Origin of the sequence: Chitinophaga sp. RCC_12 (assembly GCF_041360695.1) — a bacterium.
Lineage (GTDB): Bacteria > Bacteroidota > Bacteroidia > Chitinophagales > Chitinophagaceae > Chitinophaga.
Map to the genome: position 1 here is coordinate 157,927 of NZ_JBFUPS010000010.1, position 21,764 is coordinate 179,690.

Genomic DNA, 21,764 nt, shown 5'->3' on the forward strand with positions numbered 1-21,764 from the left:
GAATATCCGCTTCTATCTCCCTTAATCCTTTATAAAATCAAAAAAGTAAAAATCCAGGTAATCAGTAAAATCAGCGTAATCCTGAGCCAAGACAAAATCCGCGCTATTGTGCCAGGCGTTTGAAGAACCAGATATCGCGCAAGCTGAAGTTGAATACGGCGTTTACATAAGTTTCCTTGACCAGTGCCGTGCCTTCTTTTCCGCGTTGCCCGGCTTCCAGGCCGATGTAGTATCTGAGCTGCCCGTTTTTATTGGGGAGTGATACGCCAAGTGTGCCCGAGATATCGGTGATTTGCGTGCTGCCTATTACCAGCGGGGTTTTATTATAAGCAAATCCGGCCTGTAACACGGCTCCTTCAAAGCTTTGGTTATAATAATGCCGTTTAATCGTATATTCTACACCGGTAGAATACCGTTCTCCGTCCTGGTAGCGGTAGGTAGCGCCTTTTTCATTCAGTGAGTTCCACAGTGAATGGCGGTAGTCTGCCACCCAGGTAATGGTACCGTTGGTAAGGCTCAGACCAGCGCCGTATTCTGCGGGCAGGGTGAGGAAAGAGGGGTCCTGGTCTTTCTGATACAGCGATGTGCCATCCTGGTTAACGATATTCAGTTTTTCCTGGAGTTTCATTGTTGTTTCGAAGCGATAAGTGGCGCCCAGTCCCAGTTGCCAGTCTTTACCTATTTTTCCTGCATATTGTGCGCCGGCTGTAAAGTTAGGTTTGAACCCATATTTATTGTGCTGTGTTTGTAAGGAGTCGGAACCAATGTATTGTGTAGTATTCAGCGGACCAAATAAGAAAGCGGTAGATACGCCGGCAGAGAAGTTTTTGCTGATCTGGAATCCATTGGAGATATAGGCCCTGTTGAACCCGCCGGTGCCGGTAGTAGTGGCGGTTACGGGACTACCGGTACCGGTTACAAATTGCTGGTTTTCCAGTTTGTAATCAATCGTGCTGAAAGGTGTGATACCTGCGCCGATGCCCCACCATTTGGCTGCTTTGAATCCGAGTGCGAGCCGTTTAAAGTTAATATCCCCGGCGCTTTGTGAAATATTATTGCCACTATAATTTATCTGTTGTGCTTTCAGCGACACATCAAACATAAAGTTTTGCGGAGGCAGTGCGCTGTAGGAAGCGGGATTGAGTTCGTTGAGATAACCGGAGTGCCTGCGGCCAATGCCGGTGCTTCCCAGTCCGAAATTGCGGCTGTAATCCCTCGATTCCAGGTCGCCTATGCCATAGGCAGAATAAATGGAATTAAGGCCACGTTGCGCTTTTACGGTGGCCGTGCACAACAGGAGTAAGATTAATCCGCTATATATTTTTATTCGCATGAGTGTCCTTTATTTATACAACAGGTAGTATAACTGTATTTTAAGCTGGTTTTGCGTATTCTTCTGATCACCGGTAACCAGCCTGTCCAGCGTTGTTCTGCTGTCGGTAGCACTTGGTGTAAGCAAAAGGCCGCGGGAGTCAACATCGCTGACGGTTTGTTCTTTCGTTACGTAGTTGGTGATGTCGAAGGTGTAATTGGTATTTTTATCATACAGTTTATCTACTGTCAGTTGACCATAAGTAAGGGTATCTGTTACATCATTCAGTTTATTCACCTCGCACAGTGCCATTCTCGGTGGAAGACGGCTATCTGTGTAGGTGCCGACAACCGGTTTTAGCGTCATATATACTTTCATTATTTTAAAGAACTGCCCCATGTACACGAGGTTCTTGATATAAGGAATATCTATTCGTGTAGCCGATCCCGTGATAGGCCGGGTGAACACCCTGTTGCCGGTGCTGGCGGAGGAAAGTTCTTTAACGTTGCCAGTAAGCGGCGCCAGTGGCGTGCCGGTCTGATCTGCTACTACCTGGTTGAATTGCAGGTTAGATGCCTGCATTTTAAAATCAACATATTTAACGGTGGTAATAATTTCGTTGACATGATAGTATAATCGCATTACGAGATAATTTTCTGTAGCACGAAAGCCGCTAACGGCTTTGCTATTGGGCCCACCCCGTACATTCAGACCTTTAAAAAATTCGAGGAAAGTATTATTGGCGGTGATATCCGGACTTTTGTTAACCAGCATGGTAAATAGCTGACTGCCCAGCTGATCGGACATATGTACAGTAACGATGGTATCGGTACCTGGCCGTATAAGGCCGTTGAAGCTGCCAATCGGGGTACTTTCTGTTGAGAAGCTGCTGTTGTTATACAGGTAATAGAAATTTTTTGCGGTTTGTATGGTAGATGTTACCCGGTATACCTGGAGTTCCTGTGGTATGGTAGAATCACCGGCGATGTAACCGTTGGGGCGCATCATCAATACCATTGAATCGTATGCGGAGCCATTCGCCGGAATTTCCACGGCGGCAGGTTGTGCTATCTGGAAAAAGGATTGTATGGTGGCGGTGCCAAAAAGCGGATCGGTATTTTTACCGGCCAACAGCACTTCTACTCCCGAGGTGGGTACAGAATCCTGCTGCACGGTTTTCACATTTACGGTAAGTGTGTCGGTCAGGATGTAATCTGTATTCTGATTATTATCTACAACATTATTATAGGTAAAGCCTGTTTTTTGGCAGGAAGAAACAGCAGCCACCAGTAAAAGCGCCGGGAGATACCTGCGTAAGCTCCCTGCCGTGCGCCTGAAAAATAAGTGATACATGGTATTGTTCATGGTGCGCAATTTTAGACAGGATCGATACTTTCAGTTCCTTTAATATGCCAACGGCCAAAATTCATCGATGAATAACGAAATATATCCTTTATGCCGCCAATAGCGCAGCAACAGGCATTTCAGGCGAAAGAAACCAACTGGTAGATGAAATAACGGTATCCGTCCGCTAAAAACAGGGGAACAGCTATTTCCTGTTTGCCGGAATGCTCCTGCGGATAATTTTGGCGCTAGTAAAAAGAACATGCTAATGCGATATTTAAAAGGTTATAGTTTATTATTGATGGCTTCCCTGGCAGCCTGTTCGAAAGGTTCAGATACTACTACGCTGGTAGGAAACTGGGTTAAGCGCTCTCAGTATGAAGGCGTTGCCAGGAGCTCGGCGGCTTCCTTTGTAATTGATAATAAAGCTTACGTAGGTACCGGCTATGATGGAACTGAAAGGTTACAGGATTTCTGGGTATATAACGTGGATCAGAACCAGTGGACACAGGTAGCGCCGTTTACCGGTGTGGCCCGTAACGGAGCCGTTGGCATGGCTATGGCCGGTAAAGGGTATGTAGGTACCGGTTACGATGGATTAAATAAACTGAATGATTTTTACGAATACGATCCAGCTGCCAACAGCTGGACAGCGAAAGCTCCTTTTAAGGGTACTGCCCGTTATGGCGCGGTGGCTTTTGCACTGAACGATAAAGGCTTTATTACCACCGGTTATGATGGCAACTGGTTAAAGGATAACTGGCAATATGACCCGGGTACCAATGCATGGACGCAGGTGGAAAGCATGAACAGCGGCAAGAGAACAGATGCTTCGGCGTTTGTGATCGGCAACAAAGCCTATGTTTGTATGGGTACCGCCAATGCTGCTAATGTAACCGACTTCTATTCATTCGACGGAACTACGTGGACGACGCTGAACCAGATTTCCAATGTAAGCGACGATAGCTTTGATGATGACTATAACTTTGCAGGCAGTTCTGCCGCCGCTTTCTCTATGCAGGGCAAAGGCTACATCGTTTCCGGTATTAAGGGTGGCTATTCCGCCGCAGTGTGGGAATACACACCGGGTACCGACCGTTGGGTGCAGAAAACTGCTTTTGAAGGTGCTGCCCGGTCGGGTGCAGTAGGCTTTGGTATAAAAGACCGTGGCTTTGTAGGTTTGGGCGCCAGCTCCAGCCTGTCGCTGGATGATTTATGGGAATTTAATCCTAGTGCAGAGTACAATAAAAATGACTAAGCGTAATATCATTATCGTAGCCGGTATAGCCGTGATCATACTGGCTTTTGTGGTGGCGAGATCTTACCGGCGACCACACGACGCTGGCAACGATATGCTTCCGGTAGCGGTGGTGCCCTTTGAAATACACAACGGATGGGGATATAAGGTAAACGTAGACGGACATACCTACATTTACCAGGATATCATTCCAGGCGTTCCGGGCAACCGTGTTTTCAGTTCAAAGGAGCACGCCCTGCGCGTTGGGCAGGCCGTGGCAGCGAAGCTGACACAGAACAAAATACCATCGGTATCCCGACAGGAATTAATAGCCATGCAGATCCCGGAAGCGCAATAGCGCGCGGAAATTGTCTTGGCTCAGGATTACGCGGAGGTTGTCTTTCTCAGGATTACGCTGATTATACTGATTTAGAGATTTGATCACTTTGGATTTTGAAGGATTTGGGAAGATGGGCGCGAATATATCCGCTGCTATCTCCCCAAATCCTTTATAAAATCAAAAAAGAAAAAATCAAAGTAATCAGTATAATCAGCGTAATCCTGAGCCAAGACAATTTCCGCGTTTTTAAGCTGTTTTTAATTTCTTTATTAAATTTAACAAACCCTTATATCGGATTAACAAATTTTAACACAAGCCTAACCCTATCTGGTGTAAGTTTATCGCATCAAATAATGTGATGCTAAATTTTAAACGGATTATCAAAAGTCGTCCCTTCCTCATTTCACTGCACATCCTTGGCTGGGCGTGCTTTCTGTTTTTTCCATTTTTTATTTATCGCATCCAGATTCTGCATACAGGTTTCTTTATTAAGGAACTTATCGACAACCTGTTTTTAATCGGTATATTCTATCTCAATATTTACGTGTTGATCCCCCGTTTTTTTAACGGGAAAAAGATTGCTATTTATCTCAGCACGATCGTTTTGCTGATCGTTTTTATTACGGCACAACAGGCGGTCTTAAATTTTTATTTCTTCCGGAATTATGCGCACAGGGCGCATCCGATGATGGCTATTCGCCTGGATAAAAAATTTAACAATTCAGAAGTAACATCCGACGAGTTTCCGCCGTTTCAACGTCGTCGTATGATGATCAGGGAAAGAATGGCGGGTGCGGAGGCAATCCCTGTTGAGCAGGCAACTGTGACAAGAGATACGCCTAACGATACCGCCGGTGTTGCCGTTACCAGTGTAGCCGCTACTCCCTTGCCACCCGGAATGCCGCCAATGGAGCCGGATGCGCCAACTATCCTGGAGTACCTGTTTTTTCCGGAAGTGCTGCGGAGATCCGGATTTTTTGCATTGCTCATGTTGTTTATGAGCGGATTTATAAAGATTGCCCTCGAATGGTTTAAAAGTGAAAAACAACGGGAAGAGCTGAAAGTGGAGAAATTAAATGCGGAATTAAAATTTTTAAAGTCGCAGATTAATCCTCACTTCCTTTTTAACTGTCTAAATACTATTTACTCGCTGGCGCATAAACAATCGGCGCAAACAGAACACGCCATTCTGAAGCTGTCAACCATTATGCGCTACATGATCTATGAGTCCAATGAAGCCAGGGTATTGCTGTCGCACGAACTGAAATACCTCCATGATTACATTGAAATACAACGTTTGCGGTTACCAAAGGATATAGAGATCACCTACCAGTTAAACGGAAATGCAGATGGCGTAGAGATAGAGCCTATGCTGCTGGTGCCCTTTGTGGAAAATGCGTTTAAACACGGGATCAGTTACACGGAAGATTCCTTTATAGATATAGATATTGCTACAACTGAAAATATGATCAGATTAACGGTTAAGAACAGTCACTTTAAAGAACGGGTAGCCGAAAGGGGGGGCGTTGGCCTGGACAACGTATTAAAACGATTGGCATTGCTCTATGAGCATGAACATGAGATTGATATCACGGAAACCGAGAACCAATTTATTGTTGATCTTAAAATTGCGTTGAAAAAATGATAAAGTGTATTGCAGTGGATGACGAGCCGCTGGCGCTGGAAATCATGGAAGACTACATCCGTAAGGTTCCTTTTCTGACCCTGGCAGGTAAATTCGAAAACGCGGCCACCGCGTTACGCTTCATCCAGGATGAACCGGTAGACCTGGTATTCCTTGATATCAAAATGCCTGATATTACGGGTATCCAGTTCCTGAAGTCCCTCAAATACCCGCCAATGGTGGTGTTTACCACTGCCTACGGAGAGTATGCCCTGGATGGCTTTAACCTGGATGTGGTAGATTACCTGCTGAAGCCCGTTCCCTTTGAACGCTTCCTGAAGGCGGCCGCCAAAGCCAGCGAAACATGGTCTGCCACCCAGCAGAAAAATGTAAGCGCCGGCAATAATGCCATCCCAATGGATGCCGCATGGGTAAATGACTACATCTTCATAAAAACAGAATACAAGATCATCAAGATCAATCTGGAAGACATTCTTTTCATCGAAGCACTGAAAGACTATACGAAGATTTATACACAAAACCTGCCCGTACTCACGCTGCGCAGCCTGAAATCATTTGAAACCCGTTTGCCGGCCGATAAATTCATCCGGGTACACCGGTCGTACCTCGTTTCCCTGAATAAAATCAACTGCGTGGAGAAGAATACCGTGATGATCGCCAACCAGTCGATTCCCATTTCAGATGGGTACCGCGACCGGTTCTACGACGTTATTAACAGAAATTCGTAATATATTTTCCCTTCGGGAGATGTGGATTAAAAGGAAACAACGCGCTTCAACAGGTGGGGCGGGCTGTTTCCTTTTAAAATTTCCGTTCATAAAAAACCAAAATCAAAAATCCCAAAATTTTCGGAACTTCGCTTCCTTTTAAGACCACCAACCACCATTAATTATTATTCTTTTATCAAAAACCACCAAACATTGGAAAGAATATACTTCGACAATGCAGCTACCACATCGCTGGATCCAGCGGTATTGGAAGCAATGCTGCCATTTATGACGGAAAAGTTCGGTAATCCTTCCTCTATCTATTCTTACGGACGGGAATCAAGACTGGGTATCGAAAACGCGCGTAAATCAGTCGCCAAAACACTCAATGCACATCCGGGAGAAATTTTCTTTACCTCCGGCGGGACCGAAAGCAGCAATACGGCCATCAACGCGGCAGTAAAGGATCTTGGCTGCAAGCACATCATTTCTTCGCCAATCGAGCACCATGCTACGCTGCACACCGTAGAATACCTGCATCACCACGATGGCATAGCCCTTTCCTTTGTGAATGTGCTGCCTAGCGGCCATATTGATATGGACCACCTGCGTGAACTGCTGCAGAATGCTCAGGAGCGTTGCCTGGTATCCCTCATGCACGCCAATAACGAAATCGGTAACCTGCTGGATATTCATGCCGTGGGCAACCTCTGCAAAGAGTTTGACGCTATTTTTCATTCAGACACCGTACAAACCGTAGGTCACTACCCCTTTGACCTGCGCAATACGCCTGTACATTTCATCACCGGCGCCGGGCATAAGTTCCATGGCCCCAAGGGAGTTGGAATCCTGTACATCAATGAAAATGTTAAGATAACACCTTTCATCCAGGGAGGCAGCCAGGAACGTAACATGCGCGCCGGCACCGAAAACCTGTATGGCATCATCGGTTTTGCCAAAGCCCTGGAACTGGCCACCATACACCATGAAGAACACAGCGCACATATCAATGGCCTGCGCATGTACATGGCGGAACAACTGCAAAAGCATATTCCTGAAGTAGCTTTCAATGGCGACCTGTATGGCCGCAGCCTGTATACTGTACTGAATGTGGCTTTTCCCAAATCTGAGAAAACAGAGATGATCCTGTTTAATATGGATATCAACGGCATCTGCGCTTCCGGTGGCAGTGCGTGTACATCCGGCGCTAATGCGGGATCTCACGTTATTCGCGCCATCAACAGCAATCCTAATCAAATTGCGGTGCGCTTCTCCTTCTGTAAAAATAACACCAAAGAAGAAGTGGACAAGGTAGTGGAGCGGCTGAAGGAATTGATGTAAGCGGATTTTGTCTTGGCTCAGGATTACGCTGATTTTACTGATTACCTGGATTTTTACTTTTTGATTTTTTTGATTTTCTTAAAATAATAATTAAGGGAGATAAGAGCGAATATCCGCTTCTATCTCCCTTAATCCTTTATAAAATCAAAAAGTAAAAATCCAGGTAATCAGTAAAATCAGCGTAATCCTGAGCCAAGACAAAATTCGCATCGCCGAAGGCGATCTAGTGCATAAATTCTTTAATGTCCTGCATGATCCTTTTGGCGATATTGTCTGCCGTAGTTTCATTCTGGCTTTCGGCGTATATACGGATGATGGGTTCTGTATTGGAAGTGCGCAAGTGTACCCAGTCTTTGTCGAACTCTATTTTCAATCCGTCTTCGGTATTTAAAGGCTGGTTTTTATACTTTACCTTGATTTTTTCGAAGATAGTTTTTACATCCACGCCTTTATCCAGCTCTATTTTATTTTTGGAGATGAAATAGTCGGGATAGCTGTTGCGTAAGGCTTTGATGCTTTTTTTGCTGTGCGCCAGGTGGCTCAGGAAAAGCCCGATACCGATCAGGGCATCACGGCCGTAGTGCAGGTCGGGCACAATGATGCCGCCATTGCCTTCTCCGCCGATCACTGCGTTGGTGTCTTTCATTTTCTTTACCACATTCACTTCACCTACTGCAGAAGGCGTGTATTCACCACCATGCTTCAGGGTGACGTCTTTCAACGCCTGTGTGGAAGACATATTGGAAACGGTGTTACCTTTTCTTTTGCTTAACACGTAATCGGCTACTGCCACCAGCGTGTATTCTTCGCCGAACATGCTTCCATCTTCACAAACAAAGCACAAACGGTCTACATCCGGATCAACGGCAATACCGAGGTCGGCATTGGATTTATTTACCTCATTGGAAAGAGCGGTCAGGTTTTCTGCCAGCGGTTCCGGATTGTGGCTGAATTTGCCGTTTACTTCCGCAAACAGCACTTCTACTTCCTCCACACCCAATGCTTTCAGCAAAGGTGGAACGAAGATAGCGCCGGTAGAATTTACCGCATCCACCACAATTTTGAAGTTACGTGCTTTAATGGCAGGCACATCCACCAATGGGTAGTTCACGATCAGGTCGATATGTTTCTGCAGATAGGAATCGTCGGCGGTGTAGGAGCCGAGCTTATTTACATCTGCAAAATTAAAGTCTTCCTGTTCGGCTATTTCCAGCAACTGTGCACCATCTTCACCGGAAATGAACTCGCCTTTGCTGTTCAGCAGCTTCAGGGCGTTCCATTCTCTGGGGTTATGGCTGGCAGTGAGGATAATACCGCCTGCGGCATTTTCCATCGTTACCGCCAGTTCCACGGTAGGGGTGGTGGATAAACCGAGGTCTATCACATCAATCCCCAGCCCGTTGAGGGTGGATACTACCAGGTTTTTTACCATTTCGCCGGAAATACGGCCATCACGGCCTATTACCACCTTACGGTTGTCTGTTTGCCGGCTCAGCCAGGTGCCGTAGGCAGCGGTAAATTTCACCACGTCTAATGGAGAAAGTCCCTCGCCGGGCTTACCGCCTATGGTTCCGCGTATGCCGGATATCGATTTGATCAGTGCCACAAGATTCAATTTTAAAGGAAGGCAAATATAAAAAAATCCATTCCAGAAATCCTAATTATGAAAAGATGACCACGAATACGCTGCTGTCATTCCTGTTTTTCAATTTTCCGCCATCACTTTTCACTATATTTGCAGCTACGCTTTTCAAAAAACAGCTATACGTTACATGCAATACTCGTGGAAGAATATACCCCGGTATATTCGTTATGTGTTTGTTCAAACGCTTTACCTCTTCCTGTTAATGGTGATGTTCAGGGCTATATTTTACCTGTTTTTCTTTAAAACAACCATTACAGAGCATGCAGCGATACTCAAGGCCTGGAACCTGGGATTAAGATTTGATCTCCGGCTGGCACTTTACCTCATGATCCCCATCTTGTTATTAACGCTGATTACCCGGAATAAATTTTTTACCTCCAGGGCTATACGTAATACCAGTTTTATCTATTTTTTCCTTATTTACCTGTTACTTACCCTTCTTTATATCCTTGACCTCGGTCATTACGACTACCTCGGACAACGTCTCGACCCTTCTGTACTGAGATTCCTGGCAAAGGGGGAGCGGGCCGACAATGCCAGGATGGTATGGCAAAGTTACCCGGTGGTGCGGGGCGCCCTGGGCATTATAGTGTTCATGTTCCTTGTATACCGTTTGCAAAAGGCTACCTGGAAAAAATTTGCCGCCCAGCCGGTTACTTACCTGCGTAACTGGCCCTTTACCGGCTATGTTATAGGGATGGTGCTGCTGTTTGCCGCCGGCATCTATGGGAATATCGCTTATTTCCCGCTGCGCTGGAGCCAGGCCATGTTTACCCGCGATAACGGCGTAACCAGCCTGGGACTCAATCCCATCCTGTATTTCGCTTCCAACTTCTCCGTAAAAGGAGATACGTACAACCTGGAAGCCACCAAAAAATATTATCCTTACCTGGCTTCCTACCTGAAAGTGGATTCCACGGATGTTAATAACCTCAATTATGTTCGTACCGTTGCCGGCGACAGCAGCAAGCCCAGGCTCAATGTAGTATTGGTGATGCTGGAATCCACCGGTGCGGCGGTAACCAGTATGTATGGAAATCCCATGCAGGCCACGCCTCATATGCAGCGCCTGGCAGACAGCGGTATCCTGTTTAAGAATTTTTATGTGCCGGCTATCAGCACCGCCAAAACAGTATTTGGTGTGCACACCGGTTTACCGGACATTACCGCGGTGAAAACTGCCAGCCGTCACCCTAAGATGCTGGATCAGCGTATTGTGATGGACCAGTTCAAGGGATACGACAAACTGTACCTGCTTGGCGGAAATACCAACTGGGCCAATATCCGCGCGGTATTTACCAATAACGTGGAAGGCATCCGCATCTATGAAGAAGGTATGTACAAATCAGGGAAGGCCGATGTATGGGGTATTTCCGATTACGACCTCATCACGGAAGCCAGTGGTATTTTTAAAGAAGATAATGATAAGAAGAAACCTTTTGTAGCGTTCCTCCAGCTGGCAGATAACCACCCGCCGTACACCACCACCAGCGGCTCCGGCGATTTTAAGAAGCTCACGGAGAAAGACCTCGATATGAAAAAGTTCAAGCAATCGGGCTTTGTATCGGTGGATCAGTTCAATGCGTTGAGATATGAAGATTATAATGTAGGGCACCTTATTGATATGGCGCGCAAAGATGGCTATCTTGATAACACCATTTTTGTATTTTTCGGTGATCATAACTGTGTGCTCAATCCATATAGTTTTATGCCGCTGCCGGAATATGAGTTATCTACCGGCGGCGTGCATGTAACTGCATTTATGTACAGTCCGAAGCACCTGGCGCCGCAACAGGTTAATACGCCGGGAAGCTTACTGGATGTGTATCCTACCGTGGCAAAACTGGTGGGAATGCCGTATAAAAATTATACATTGGGCGTAGACCTGTTTGACAGCACCCGGGTAAACGATAAATATGTGTTCATGACCTACCTGCGTAATCAGATGCCTTTTTACGCTACATTGGGCGATCGTTACCTGTACGAAATCAACCTGGTTACGGATGCTGCCGCTCTGTATGATCTGAAGGGCGACCCGTTGAAGAATATCCGTGCCCAGCAGCCGGATACAGCGAAAAGCCTCGATAATTTAACACGTGGCTTTTACGAAAGCACCCGATATTTGATGTTTAATAATAAAAAATAGCTGTTAGTTTCTGCCTATAGCTGCACAAAATATGGAAGTAGATAAACTATGGTTTAAAGATTGGTTTAATTCTCCTTATTATCACCTGTTGTACAACAACCGGGATGACAGGGAAGCCGCGGCATTTATTGATAAGTTACTCACCTATCTGCAACCGGCGCCGGATGCGGAAATGCTGGATGTAGCCTGTGGAAGGGGACGGCACGCCAAATACCTGGCAGATAAAGGTTATTATGTAACCGGAATCGATCTTTCTATCGAAAGTATTAATGTGGCAAGAAAGCTGGAAAATGATCACCTGAGCTTTTTTCAGCATGACATGCGCTTACCTTTCTGGGTAAACTACTTCGATGTGGTGTTTAACTTCTTTACCAGCTTTGGTTATTTTGAATCGCAGCGTGATAATGACAACGCATTGCGTACACTCAAAAATGCGTTGAAGCCGGGTGGTAAACTGGTGCTGGACTATCTGAACAGTAACTATGTAGCTGCCCACCTGGTGAATGATGAAGTAAAGGAAAAGGACAATGTGGTATTTGATATCCGCAGGGAACTGAAGGCGCATAAATTTATGAAGCAGATCAGTATCCTGGATAAGGAAAAAATGCGCCGCGCTACTTACACTGAAAGCGTGAATGCCTTTACCAGGCAGGAGTTTGAGGCCATGTTTGCCAAACAGGGACTCAAAATAACAGAAATATTCGGCGACTATCACTTTAACAGCTATGATGAACAACGTTCGCCACGACTGATCATCATCGCCTCAAAATCATAGCCATGCTTGAATCGATACTCCGCGGGGATCTCCGGCTCTTCTTTCATATTAATGGTCAATGGTATAACGGGTTCCTGGATGTGGTGCTGCCTTTTTTAAGGGAGCCTTTTGTTTGGGCGCCGCTGTACCTGTTCCTGGGGCTGTTTGTAACTATTAACTATGGCTGGAAAGGCCTTTTCTGGATATTATTTTTCCTGCTGTGCTTTGGCGTGGCAGATCAGAGCAGCTTGTACCTGAAAAGCGCGATCGGAAGGGTGCGGCCCTGCCGTGATCCGCTGGTGTCGCACTACGCCCGGGTATTGGTGGTGTATTGTCCTATGAGTGGAAGCTTTACTTCCAATCATGCCGCCAATCATTTTGCATTGGCTACATTTTGTTTCATAACTTTAAAACAGGCATTTCACCGGTACGCCTGGTTATTCTTTGCATGGGCGGCTGCTATTGGCTATGCACAGGTATACGTAGGGGTGCACTATCCGCTCGATGTGGCAGGAGGTGCGGTACTGGGCATTTTAATCGGACTGCTGAGCGGCAGTTTTTTTCAACGCCGCATAAGACTGGAGTCTGAACTCGCATCATGAACTGGAACTATCTGATACTAATACTGGCTGCAACCATTGCTGGTGGGATGATCCCCATGACAGTAAAACGCGTCAATGCCAACTTTTCCATTTACCTGCTCGCATTTACGGGGGCTTTTCTTTTCGGCGTGATCATTATGCACCTGCTGCCGGAAGTGTACGAGGCGCTGGGTCATCAGGCGGGTGTTTATATTGTGCTGGGATTTTTCCTGCAGGTATTCCTGCAGCAGCTTTCGCACGGAATGGAACATGGCCATACCCATATGCCGCAGGAGCATCACCATCATATTGCGGTTACCCCGCTTTTGCTGGGACTTTCCATCCATGCGTTCATGGAAGGGTTGCCGCTGGGCTTTAAATACAATGATCATTCTGCGCTGCCTTCACTGATGGCGGGCGTTGCTGCTCATAAAATCCCGGAGGCATTAACGCTTATTACCGTGATGATGCATGCCCATAAGAAAAGGGCGGATCTCTGGCGGATCCTGATCATTTTTGCGCTGGTAACGCCGCTGGCCGCAGTACTGGCGGGTTGGCTGGGAAGCCGCTTTGAAGTGATACAACATTACTTTTTATACGTGGTAGCGCTGGTGGTGGGGGCATTTCTGCACATTTCCACTACTATCTTTTACGAAAGTGGTACAAAACATCATGAACTCAGCAGGAAGAAAGTGCTGGCAATAGCCGTAGGCTTGCTTCTGGCATTTCTAACCCTGATATTTGAATAATTTTTTATTTTTAGGCTTTATATATGGAAGTCGTCATTATCCTCATCCTTATTTTATTGAATGGCCTGTTCTCGATGTCGGAGATAGCGTTGGTCTCGGCCCGGAAGATCCGATTGGAGAACCAGGCCAATAAAGGGGATGAAAAAGCAAAGGCAGCTTTAAAGCTTGCCAACAATCCGGACACCTTTCTTTCTACCGTGCAAATCGGTATTACCCTGATCGGCATCTTAACGGGTATTTATTCAGGCGAGAACATCAAAACTGATGTGATGGCCTGGCTCAATACCTTTCCGGCTATACAGCCTTACAGCAGTGTGGTGGCCACTATTCTCATTGTAGTGGTGATTACGTATTTTTCTATGGTATTGGGGGAACTGGTTCCGAAACGTATCGGGCTGGCCAAACCGGAAGCGATCGCCAAGTTTATGGCGAAGCCCATGCAGGTACTTTCCTGGCTTACTTTTCCTTTTATCTGGTTATTAACCGCTTCTTCTGCGGCACTGATAAAATTGTTAAATCTCAAATCCGGCGAACCCCATGTTACGGAAGAAGAGATCAAAGCCATTATTAATGAAGGTACCAGTTCCGGCGCCATTGAAGAAACAGAACAGGAGATCATAGAAAGGGTATTCCACCTGGGCGACCGTAATATCACGTCGCTCATGACTTACCGGAATGATATTACCTGGCTGGATATCAACGATGAACCGGCCACTTACCGGCAAACGATCCTCGACAGCCTGCATTCGGTATACCCGGTGTGCGACGGGCAGATAGACAGTATTAAGGGATTAATTACCATCAAGGACCTGTATTCGGTAGCGGGCCAATCGACCCCGCTTACAGAAATTATCCGTAAGCCGTTGTTTGTGCCGGAAAACAATACCGCTTACCAGGTGCTGGAGAAATTTAAGGAAACGCACCTGCACGCCGCTTTTATTGTAGATGAATATGGTACCTTCCTGGGAATGATTACATTGAATGATATCCTGGAAGCCATAGTGGGCGATATGCCGGAAACAGCTGAAAGCGACGACTATGAAATGGTGCTCCGGGAAGATGGGACCTGGCTGGTAGATGCCCAGATCCCGTTTTATGATTTCCTGGAAGAATTTGATAAAGAAGACTGGATGACCGAATTTGAGCAGGATTTTGATACGCTGGCAGGGTTTATCCTGCATCACCTGGAACACATTCCTCAAACGGGAGAGAAGTTCTCCTGGAGAGATTTTACCTTTGAAATAGTGGACATGGATGCGCATCGTATCGACAAAGTACTGGTTACACCGCCAACAACAAACGAAGAAGAATAGGCTTGCTCCCTTCCCTGATAAGTAAAAACCGCATGCGTAATTACCCGTAATTCGTTGAATGGGATTGTTATTTATTTGGATAAATCTAGCTTTATGCTAATTTTGAGCACTTTTTTACATATACAAATAATTTAATTTAAGATAAAATGGTTGCAATAGGAAGTAAGGCACTGTCTCTGGAAGAAGTGTACAGGGTCCTTTTGGGCGGGGAAGAGCTGACATTGGAAGCAGCGGCTTTGCAGCAGGTGGAAGCTAGTTTTCTATTCCTCGAGAAATTTTCGGCAAAGAAACTGATCTACGGTATCAACACTGGTTTTGGTCCGATGGCCCAATACCGCATCAGTGATGAAGATACTTTCCAGTTGCAGTATAACCTGATCCGCAGCCATAGCTCCGGCGCCGGCAACTGCATGTCGCCGTTGCATACCAAAGCCCTGATGATAGCCCGTTTGAGCAGCTTTATGCAGGCGCATTCCGGTATTCACCCGGAAGTGGTACATCTTTTAAAAGACCTGATCAACAAAAACGTATATCCCTGTGTGTTTGAGCATGGTGGCGTAGGCGCCAGCGGCGACCTGGTACAGCTGGCCCACCTGGCGTTGGTACTGATCGGGGAAGGAGAGGTTTGGTATGAAGATAAATATCAGCCTACGGCAGATGTTTTTGCTAAACTGAACCTGAAACCTATAGGCATCCACGTGAGGGAAGGACTGGCCATTATAAATGGTACTTCCGCCATGACGGGTATCGGGCTGGTAAACCTCATTGAAGCGAAGAAGCTGCTGGGATGGTCGGTAGTATTATCTGCCATGATCAATGAAATAGTAGAAGCATTCGACGATCACCTGTCGGCAGAACTGAATGCTGTGAAAAAGCATGAAGGCCAGCAGCAGATTGCTGCGAAAATGCGGGAGATCCTTACCGGCAGCAAAATGGTCCGCCATCGCCCTGATCATCTCTATAAAGAACTGGAAGAAGAAATTTTTAAAGATAAAGTACAGGAATATTATTCCCTGCGCTGCGTACCGCAGATCCTGGGGCCTGTTTACGATACCCTTGCACAGGCAGAGAAGCTGGTGGTACAGGAACTGAATTCCGTGAGTGATAATCCTGTAGTGGATCATCACCTGGAAAACGTTTTCCACGGCGGAAATTTCCACGGCGATTATGTCTCCCTGGAAATGGATAAAATCAAGATAGCCATCACCAAATTGTCGATGCTGGCAGAAAGACAGCTCAACTACCTGCTGAACGATAAGCTGAATCACAAGTTTCCGCCGTTTATGAACCTCGGCAAACTTGGCTTTAATTTTGGAATGCAGGGGGTGCAATTTACGGCAACCTCCACCGTGGCGGAAAACCAGACATTGTCGTTCCCGATGTACGTACACAGTATTCCGAACAACAACGATAACCAGGATATTGTGAGTATGGGAACCAATGCGGCTGTTATGACCAGCAAAGTGATAGAAAATACTTTCCAGGTATTGGCTATCCAGGTAATGACAGTGTTACAGGCGGTGGATTATCTGAATTGCCAGGACCGTTTGGCGGGATTTTCACACAAAGTATACCAGGAAGTGAGAGCAATTTTCCCTAAATTTATTGAGGACAGCCCGCGCTATAAAGATCTTCAGCAAATTAAAGCTTACCTGGTAAAGAATATGCCGATCCAGTTCTGATCAGATAATTGTGGTTAGCCGTCATTCGTCATTCGTAATTTGTAATTCATGAAATGTGCATTAGTAACAGGAGGGTCCAGGGGAATAGGAAGGGCAGTATGTATTAAGATGGCCGAAGCAGGTTATCATGTGCTGATCAACTACAAGGGAAATGAGGCAGCAGCGCTGGAAACGCTGGAAGCGGTGAAGGCAAAAGGCAGTACCGGTGAACTGATACCATTTAACGTAGGCGATGCCGCCGAAGTACAACAGGTATTGGGAGGCTGGGTAGAAAATAATAAAGAACAACAGATAGAAGTGCTGGTGAATAATGCAGGCATCCGGGAAGATTCCCTGATGTTCTGGATGAATGAGGCGCAATGGAGTAATGTACTCAATATCAGTTTGAATGGATTTTTTAACGTGACCAAGCAGGTGCTGAATGGCATGCTGCTGAAACGTTACGGGCGTATCATCAATATGGTATCGCTGTCGGGTATTAAAGGTTTACCCGGACAAACCAATTATTCTGCCGCCAAAGCAGGGGTAATAGGCGCTACAAAGGCGCTGGCACAGGAAGTAGCCAAAAGAGGGGTAACGGTGAACGCCGTTGCGCCGGGTTTTATTAAAACAGATATGACGGCTGAACTGAATGAAAAGGAGCTGGCAGCGCAGGTTCCCATGAACCGTTTTGGCACAGCCGAAGAGGTGGCAGATGCAGTGGCCTTCCTGGCTTCCAGGTCGGCAGGTTATATTACCGGGGAAATTTTGAACATCAATGGGGGGCTGCACACTTAATAACGTCAATATTACTGGGCTATAGGCTAACCGCTAAAAGCTAAGAGCTATGAACAGAGTAGTGATCACTGGGATGGGAATTTATTCCTGCATCGGAAAGGACATGCAGGAAGTGAAAGATTCATTGTATCAGGGCAAATCCGGTATAGTACTGGATCCTGAAAGAAAGACATTTGGTTACCGTTCCGGTTTAACCGGGTATATAGAAAGACCTGAACTCAAAGGATTGCTGGATCGCCGGGCCAGGCTTATGATGCCTGAACAGGCGGAATTTGCCTATATGGCCACCCGGGAAGCCCTCGCACAGGCAGGCATGACACCTGAATATATCGACTCCACACCAATAGGACTTTTATATGGTAACGACAGCTCCGCAAAACCGGTGGTAGAAGCCAATGACGTGATGCGGGCTAAAAAAGATACGATGCTGGTGGGTTCAGGATCTGTTTTCCAGACCATGAACTCCACGGTAAATATGAACCTGGCTACTATTTTTAAGCTCAGGGGCGTGAATTTCACCGTAAGTGCAGCTTGCGCGAGCGGTTCGCATGCTATCGGGCTTGGGTATATGTTTATCCGCAACGGCATGCAGGACGCTGTGATCTGCGGCGGGGCCCAGGAAGTGAATGTGTATGCCATGGGTAATTTTGATGCCATTGCCGCTTTTTCGGTGAGGGAAAGCGATCCTACCCGCGCTTCCCGGCCATTTGACCGCGACCGGGACGGACTGGTACCCAGTGGTGGTGCTGCCACTGTGATCCTGGAAAGCCTTGAATCTGCGCAGCGCAGGGGCGCCACTATTTTAGGCGAAGTGCTGGGATATGGTTTTTCCTCCAATGGCGCACATATTTCCAATCCTACTGTAGACGGACCTGTAAGATCCCTGCAGATAGCCCTGCAGGATGCAGGATTACAGCCGGGAGATATAGAATATATCAACGCGCACGCTACATCTACCGCCGCCGGCGATGCCAGCGAGGCCAAAGCGATTCATGAAGTATTTGGCGGTTCGCGCCCGTACGTAAGCTCCACTAAGTCTATGACCGGCCATGAATGCTGGATGGCGGGCGCCAGTGAAATTGTGTATTCCATGCTGATGATGCAGCACGGCTTTATTGCCCCCAATATCAACCTGGATAACCCCGATGAGGATGCCGCGAGGCTAAATATTGTAACCAGTACAATTAATAAAAATTTTAATATATTTTTGTCGAATTCTTTTGGCTTTGGAGGAACAAATTCGTCCCTGGTAGTAAGGGGGTGGAATGGAAAATAAATATCCTTAACTTTGGGCGCTCGGAATAGGATTAGCTGACCAATAGACTACGTAAACACAATTTTTAAACCGACCTATATCTGATTTCACACTTTATGGACATTAGAGAGATAATAACTGTTACGAATAAGTTTCTGGTAGAGGAGTTTGAAGCAAACCCCGCGGCCATCACGCCGGAAGCAAACATGAAATCCACACTGGATCTGGATAGTTTGGATTATATCGATATGGTGGTAGTAATAGAAGATAACTTCGGATTTAAAGTAAATCCCGAAGAATTCCAGGCTATTGTTACTTTCCAGGATTTCTACAATTATGTAGCCACTCGTGTACAACAAAAAGAACTGGTATAATGCCCTCCTGGCAAGGAAAATCTAAAGGGAGTAAGTTCGGATATAGTTGTTTTGTTTTCCTGTTGAAGCATGGAGGGGTGGTGCCTGCGTATATGTTGCTGAGATTTGTAGCCTTCTATTTTTTTGCATTTTCCTGGAGTTCCTCAAAACCTGTCTATCATTATCTCCGTAAAAAAATTGGTTATGGCAGGGCGCGCGCGTTGCTCAGTTTATACCGGAATTATTACGTATTTGGTCAAACACTGATCGATAAGGTGGTGGTAATGGCAGATATGTCCAATAAATTCACCTTTGAGTTTGAGGGAGAACATCATTTGCGTGAAATGATTGCCGGTGGCAAAGGCGGTATCCTGCTGAGCGCACATGTGGGCAACTGGGAAGTTGCGGGTCATTTGTTTAAGCGCCTGCAAACCCGTATTAATATTGTGATGTTCGATGGCGAACACCAGCGGATCAAAGATTACCTGTCTGGTATTACGGGCGACCGGAATATGAATGTTATCGTGATCAAAGACGACCTGTCGCACATTTATGCAATCAATGAAGCATTGAGTAATAAAGAACTGGTGTGTATGCATGCCGACAGGTTTCTGCCCGGTAATAAAACTGTAACAGTCCCTTTTTTAGGACAGGACGCCCGTTTCCCGCTGGGTCCTTTCCTGCTGGCCGCCACCTTCCGGGTGCCGGTTTCCGTGGTATTCGCCTTTAAGGAGTCGTCTGCCCATTATCATTTTTTTGCGACGGAGCCCCGTCAGTACCACGGCCGGCGTAACCAGGGAGTAGAAACCGCCCTGCAGGATTTTGTGCATCATGTGGAAGAAAAAGTATACCGTTACCCGGTGCAATGGTTCAATTATTACGATTTTTGGGAATAATGCGTGTTTTTACTGTTCATAATTTCGTATAATTCTATTTATTTCGTGTTTCATATTTAATAATAACTTGTGCAGATGTTTATTCATTCAGACGATATCACCGCCTATATTCCCCAGCGTACCCCCATTGTAATGATCAGTGGTATTCTGGCAGTAGATGGTCCCATCACCCGCACAGGTCTTCATATTGCACCTGATAATATTTTTGTGGAGAATGGAGTGCTTACGGCGCCCGGCCTGATGGAGAATATTGCACAAACCGCCGCTGCCCGCATCGGCTATATCGCCAAACAACAAAATACACCCGTTCCCCTGGGATTTATTGGCGCGGTGAAAGACCTGGAAATACTGGAGCTGCCGCCGGCAGGACAAATGATAGAAACGACCACCGAAATCGGCGGTGAAGTGTTTAACGCCACTATGGTAACCGGCAAAGTAATGTTTGACGGCCGCCTGATGGCAAAATGTGAAATGAAAATATTCATCAATCCCCAAATTTAATCACACATGAACTGCAGAAAATTAATTGCACTTCCGTTGCTGATGTTGAGCATGATGGCTATGACAGCAAATGCTCAAACACTGAAGAACTTCCTGGACAACAAAGATTCGAGCTTTACCTGGCTGGGCGTGGATTTTACACAGGCTAAACTGATAGGTGACGCCGCTGCCAAAACAGATGCGATCGTAGACCATGAGTTTACTGCCCTTAACCAGGTAATTGTGAACGAACAAAAGAAGTACGATGTGCCAGGCGCATTTCACCGCGATAAATACAATACCAGTATTGGTTTGGTGAACAAACGCAATGAAGCTATCAATGGAGATGCACTGAAATCCGACGAATCTTCCGACTTTGAACGTCTGAAACCGGAAGACATCACCAAAGTGGTGAAATCGTATGATTTTTCCGGAAAACACGGCATTGGCGTAATGCTGGTAATGGAAGGCATGAGCAAAACCAGCAAAAGTGCGTCTATGTGGCTGGCCATTGTAGATATGGACCGGAAAAATGTACTGCTCACAGAACGTTATGTGGGTAAAGGCCAGAAATGGAGCTTCGCATGGCGCAACTACTGGCTGGCTACCATTAAAAGTGCTTTGGAAGAGATCAACGATGATTACAGCAAACTGAAAACCAAATATGCTGACGCCAGAGATCCGGAAGAACCTAAACCGGTAGTGCAGGCGCCCGCAGCAAAGAAGGAAACTAAAGCTGCCGGTACAACACCCGCAACAAAGAAACCAAAGAAGAAAGGATAAATTATGATACTCACTGAATGCACCAACATACTGATAAGATTTAATGAAGCAGATCCGCTGGGAATAGTATGGCACGGGCATTATGTGCGGTATTTTGAAGACGGCAGGGAAGCTTTCGGAGAAAAATACGGGCTCAGATACCTGGATATTTTTGAAGAAGGATTCACCGTGCCGGTAGTAAATGTACAATGTGATTACAAACGCTCTTTACGCTACGGCGACAGGGTAGTAGTAGAAACAAGGTATGTGGACGACCTGGCAGCAAAAATAAAATTTGAATACATCCTTACCAATCCTGCCACAGGGGAAATAGTAGCAAAGGGTTCTTCCGTACAGGTATTCCTGGACAAGGAAACTTCTTCCCTGCAATTGATTGCTCCTCCTTTTTTCAGTGAATGGAAAAAGAAGCACGGACTGGTATAAC

At 46.2% G+C, this 21,764-nt stretch carries 21 protein-coding genes; 18 read left to right on the plus strand and 3 right to left on the minus strand.

Features of this window, described 5'->3' with window-relative positions; translation table 11 throughout:
- Positions 1-103: 103 nt before the first annotated feature.
- Positions 104-1,333, minus strand: a complete 1,230-nt coding sequence (locus AB6805_RS25520; RefSeq protein WP_370912278.1) for a hypothetical protein — start codon at positions 1,331-1,333, stop codon at positions 104-106.
- 9 nt (positions 1,334-1,342) lie between these two features.
- A complete protein-coding gene (locus AB6805_RS25525) occupies positions 1,343-2,677 on the minus strand; it encodes a DUF4270 family protein (RefSeq protein WP_370912279.1) in 1,335 nt (444 codons plus the stop codon).
- A gap of 247 nt (positions 2,678-2,924) precedes the next feature.
- On the opposite strand from AB6805_RS25525, the gene AB6805_RS25530 reads away from it, so the two are divergent.
- From AB6805_RS25530 to AB6805_RS25550, 5 genes are all read left to right on the plus strand, one after another.
- Positions 2,925-3,914, plus strand: a complete 990-nt coding sequence (locus tag AB6805_RS25530; protein ID WP_370912280.1) for a Kelch repeat-containing protein — start codon at positions 2,925-2,927, stop codon at positions 3,912-3,914.
- Positions 3,907-4,251, plus strand: a complete 345-nt coding sequence (locus AB6805_RS25535) for a DUF4907 domain-containing protein (protein WP_370912281.1) — start codon at positions 3,907-3,909, stop codon at positions 4,249-4,251. Before AB6805_RS25530 ends, AB6805_RS25535 begins: the two co-directional genes overlap by 8 nt.
- Positions 4,252-4,591: 340 nt before the next feature.
- On the plus strand, positions 4,592-5,878 hold the full coding sequence (locus AB6805_RS25540; RefSeq protein ID WP_370912282.1) for a sensor histidine kinase: 1,287 nt from the start codon (positions 4,592-4,594) through the stop codon (positions 5,876-5,878).
- Positions 5,875-6,606 carry a LytTR family DNA-binding domain-containing protein gene (locus AB6805_RS25545; protein WP_079470552.1) on the plus strand — a complete coding sequence of 244 codons (732 nt, stop codon included), beginning with the start codon at positions 5,875-5,877 and terminating at the stop codon, positions 6,604-6,606. The genes AB6805_RS25540 and AB6805_RS25545 overlap by 4 nt, the downstream gene beginning before the upstream one ends.
- 192 nt (positions 6,607-6,798) lie before the next feature.
- Positions 6,799-7,926, plus strand: coding sequence for a cysteine desulfurase family protein (locus AB6805_RS25550; protein ID WP_370912283.1), 1,128 nt, complete (start codon positions 6,799-6,801; stop codon positions 7,924-7,926).
- A 223-nt stretch (positions 7,927-8,149) separates the two neighbouring features.
- On the opposite strand, the gene glmM is transcribed toward AB6805_RS25550, so the two are convergent.
- Positions 8,150-9,532, minus strand: coding sequence for a phosphoglucosamine mutase (gene glmM, locus AB6805_RS25555; RefSeq protein WP_370912284.1), 1,383 nt, complete (start codon positions 9,530-9,532; stop codon positions 8,150-8,152).
- Positions 9,533-9,698: 166 nt separating this feature from the next.
- On the opposite strand from glmM, the gene AB6805_RS25560 reads away from it, so the two are divergent.
- From AB6805_RS25560 to AB6805_RS25620, 13 genes are all read left to right on the plus strand, one after another.
- Complete coding sequence (locus tag AB6805_RS25560) at positions 9,699-11,717, plus strand: LTA synthase family protein (protein ID WP_370912285.1); 2,019 nt, start codon at positions 9,699-9,701, stop codon at positions 11,715-11,717.
- A 31-nt stretch (positions 11,718-11,748) separates the two neighbouring features.
- Positions 11,749-12,492: a class I SAM-dependent methyltransferase gene (locus AB6805_RS25565; protein WP_370912286.1), complete on the plus strand. Its 744-nt coding sequence runs from the start codon at positions 11,749-11,751 to the stop codon at positions 12,490-12,492.
- A gap of 2 nt (positions 12,493-12,494) precedes the next feature.
- Positions 12,495-13,073, plus strand: a complete 579-nt coding sequence (locus tag AB6805_RS25570; protein ID WP_370912287.1) for a phosphatase PAP2 family protein — start codon at positions 12,495-12,497, stop codon at positions 13,071-13,073.
- On the plus strand, positions 13,070-13,801 hold the full coding sequence (locus AB6805_RS25575; RefSeq protein ID WP_370912288.1) for a ZIP family metal transporter: 732 nt from the start codon (positions 13,070-13,072) through the stop codon (positions 13,799-13,801). Before AB6805_RS25570 ends, AB6805_RS25575 begins: the two co-directional genes overlap by 4 nt.
- Positions 13,802-13,824: 23 nt before the next feature.
- On the plus strand, positions 13,825-15,114 hold the full coding sequence (locus tag AB6805_RS25580; protein ID WP_370912289.1) for a hemolysin family protein: 1,290 nt from the start codon (positions 13,825-13,827) through the stop codon (positions 15,112-15,114).
- A gap of 146 nt (positions 15,115-15,260) precedes the next feature.
- Entirely contained in the window at positions 15,261-16,796 is a 1,536-nt protein-coding gene (hutH, locus tag AB6805_RS25585) for a histidine ammonia-lyase (RefSeq protein WP_370912290.1), read from the plus strand.
- Between the two features lie 48 nt (positions 16,797-16,844).
- Positions 16,845-17,573: a 3-oxoacyl-ACP reductase FabG gene (gene fabG, locus AB6805_RS25590; RefSeq protein WP_370912291.1), complete on the plus strand. Its 729-nt coding sequence runs from the start codon at positions 16,845-16,847 to the stop codon at positions 17,571-17,573.
- A gap of 49 nt (positions 17,574-17,622) precedes the next feature.
- Entirely contained in the window at positions 17,623-18,849 is a 1,227-nt protein-coding gene (locus AB6805_RS25595) for a beta-ketoacyl synthase (protein WP_370912292.1), read from the plus strand.
- Positions 18,850-18,944: 95 nt separating this feature from the next.
- Entirely contained in the window at positions 18,945-19,202 is a 258-nt protein-coding gene (locus AB6805_RS25600) for a phosphopantetheine-binding protein (RefSeq protein WP_370912293.1), read from the plus strand.
- Positions 19,202-20,077: a lipid A biosynthesis acyltransferase gene (locus AB6805_RS25605; protein WP_370912294.1), complete on the plus strand. Its 876-nt coding sequence runs from the start codon at positions 19,202-19,204 to the stop codon at positions 20,075-20,077. Before AB6805_RS25600 ends, AB6805_RS25605 begins: the two co-directional genes overlap by 1 nt.
- A 75-nt stretch (positions 20,078-20,152) precedes the next feature.
- Positions 20,153-20,578 (plus strand): 3-hydroxyacyl-ACP dehydratase, encoded by a 426-nt coding sequence (locus AB6805_RS25610; protein WP_370912295.1) that lies wholly within the window; start codon positions 20,153-20,155, stop codon positions 20,576-20,578.
- 6 nt (positions 20,579-20,584) lie between these two features.
- Positions 20,585-21,340, plus strand: a complete 756-nt coding sequence (locus AB6805_RS25615) for a hypothetical protein (RefSeq protein WP_370912296.1) — start codon at positions 20,585-20,587, stop codon at positions 21,338-21,340.
- Positions 21,341-21,343: 3 nt separating this feature from the next.
- Positions 21,344-21,763 (plus strand): acyl-CoA thioesterase, encoded by a 420-nt coding sequence (locus AB6805_RS25620; RefSeq protein ID WP_370912297.1) that lies wholly within the window; start codon positions 21,344-21,346, stop codon positions 21,761-21,763.
- The last annotated feature ends 1 nt before the right edge of the window (position 21,764 follow it).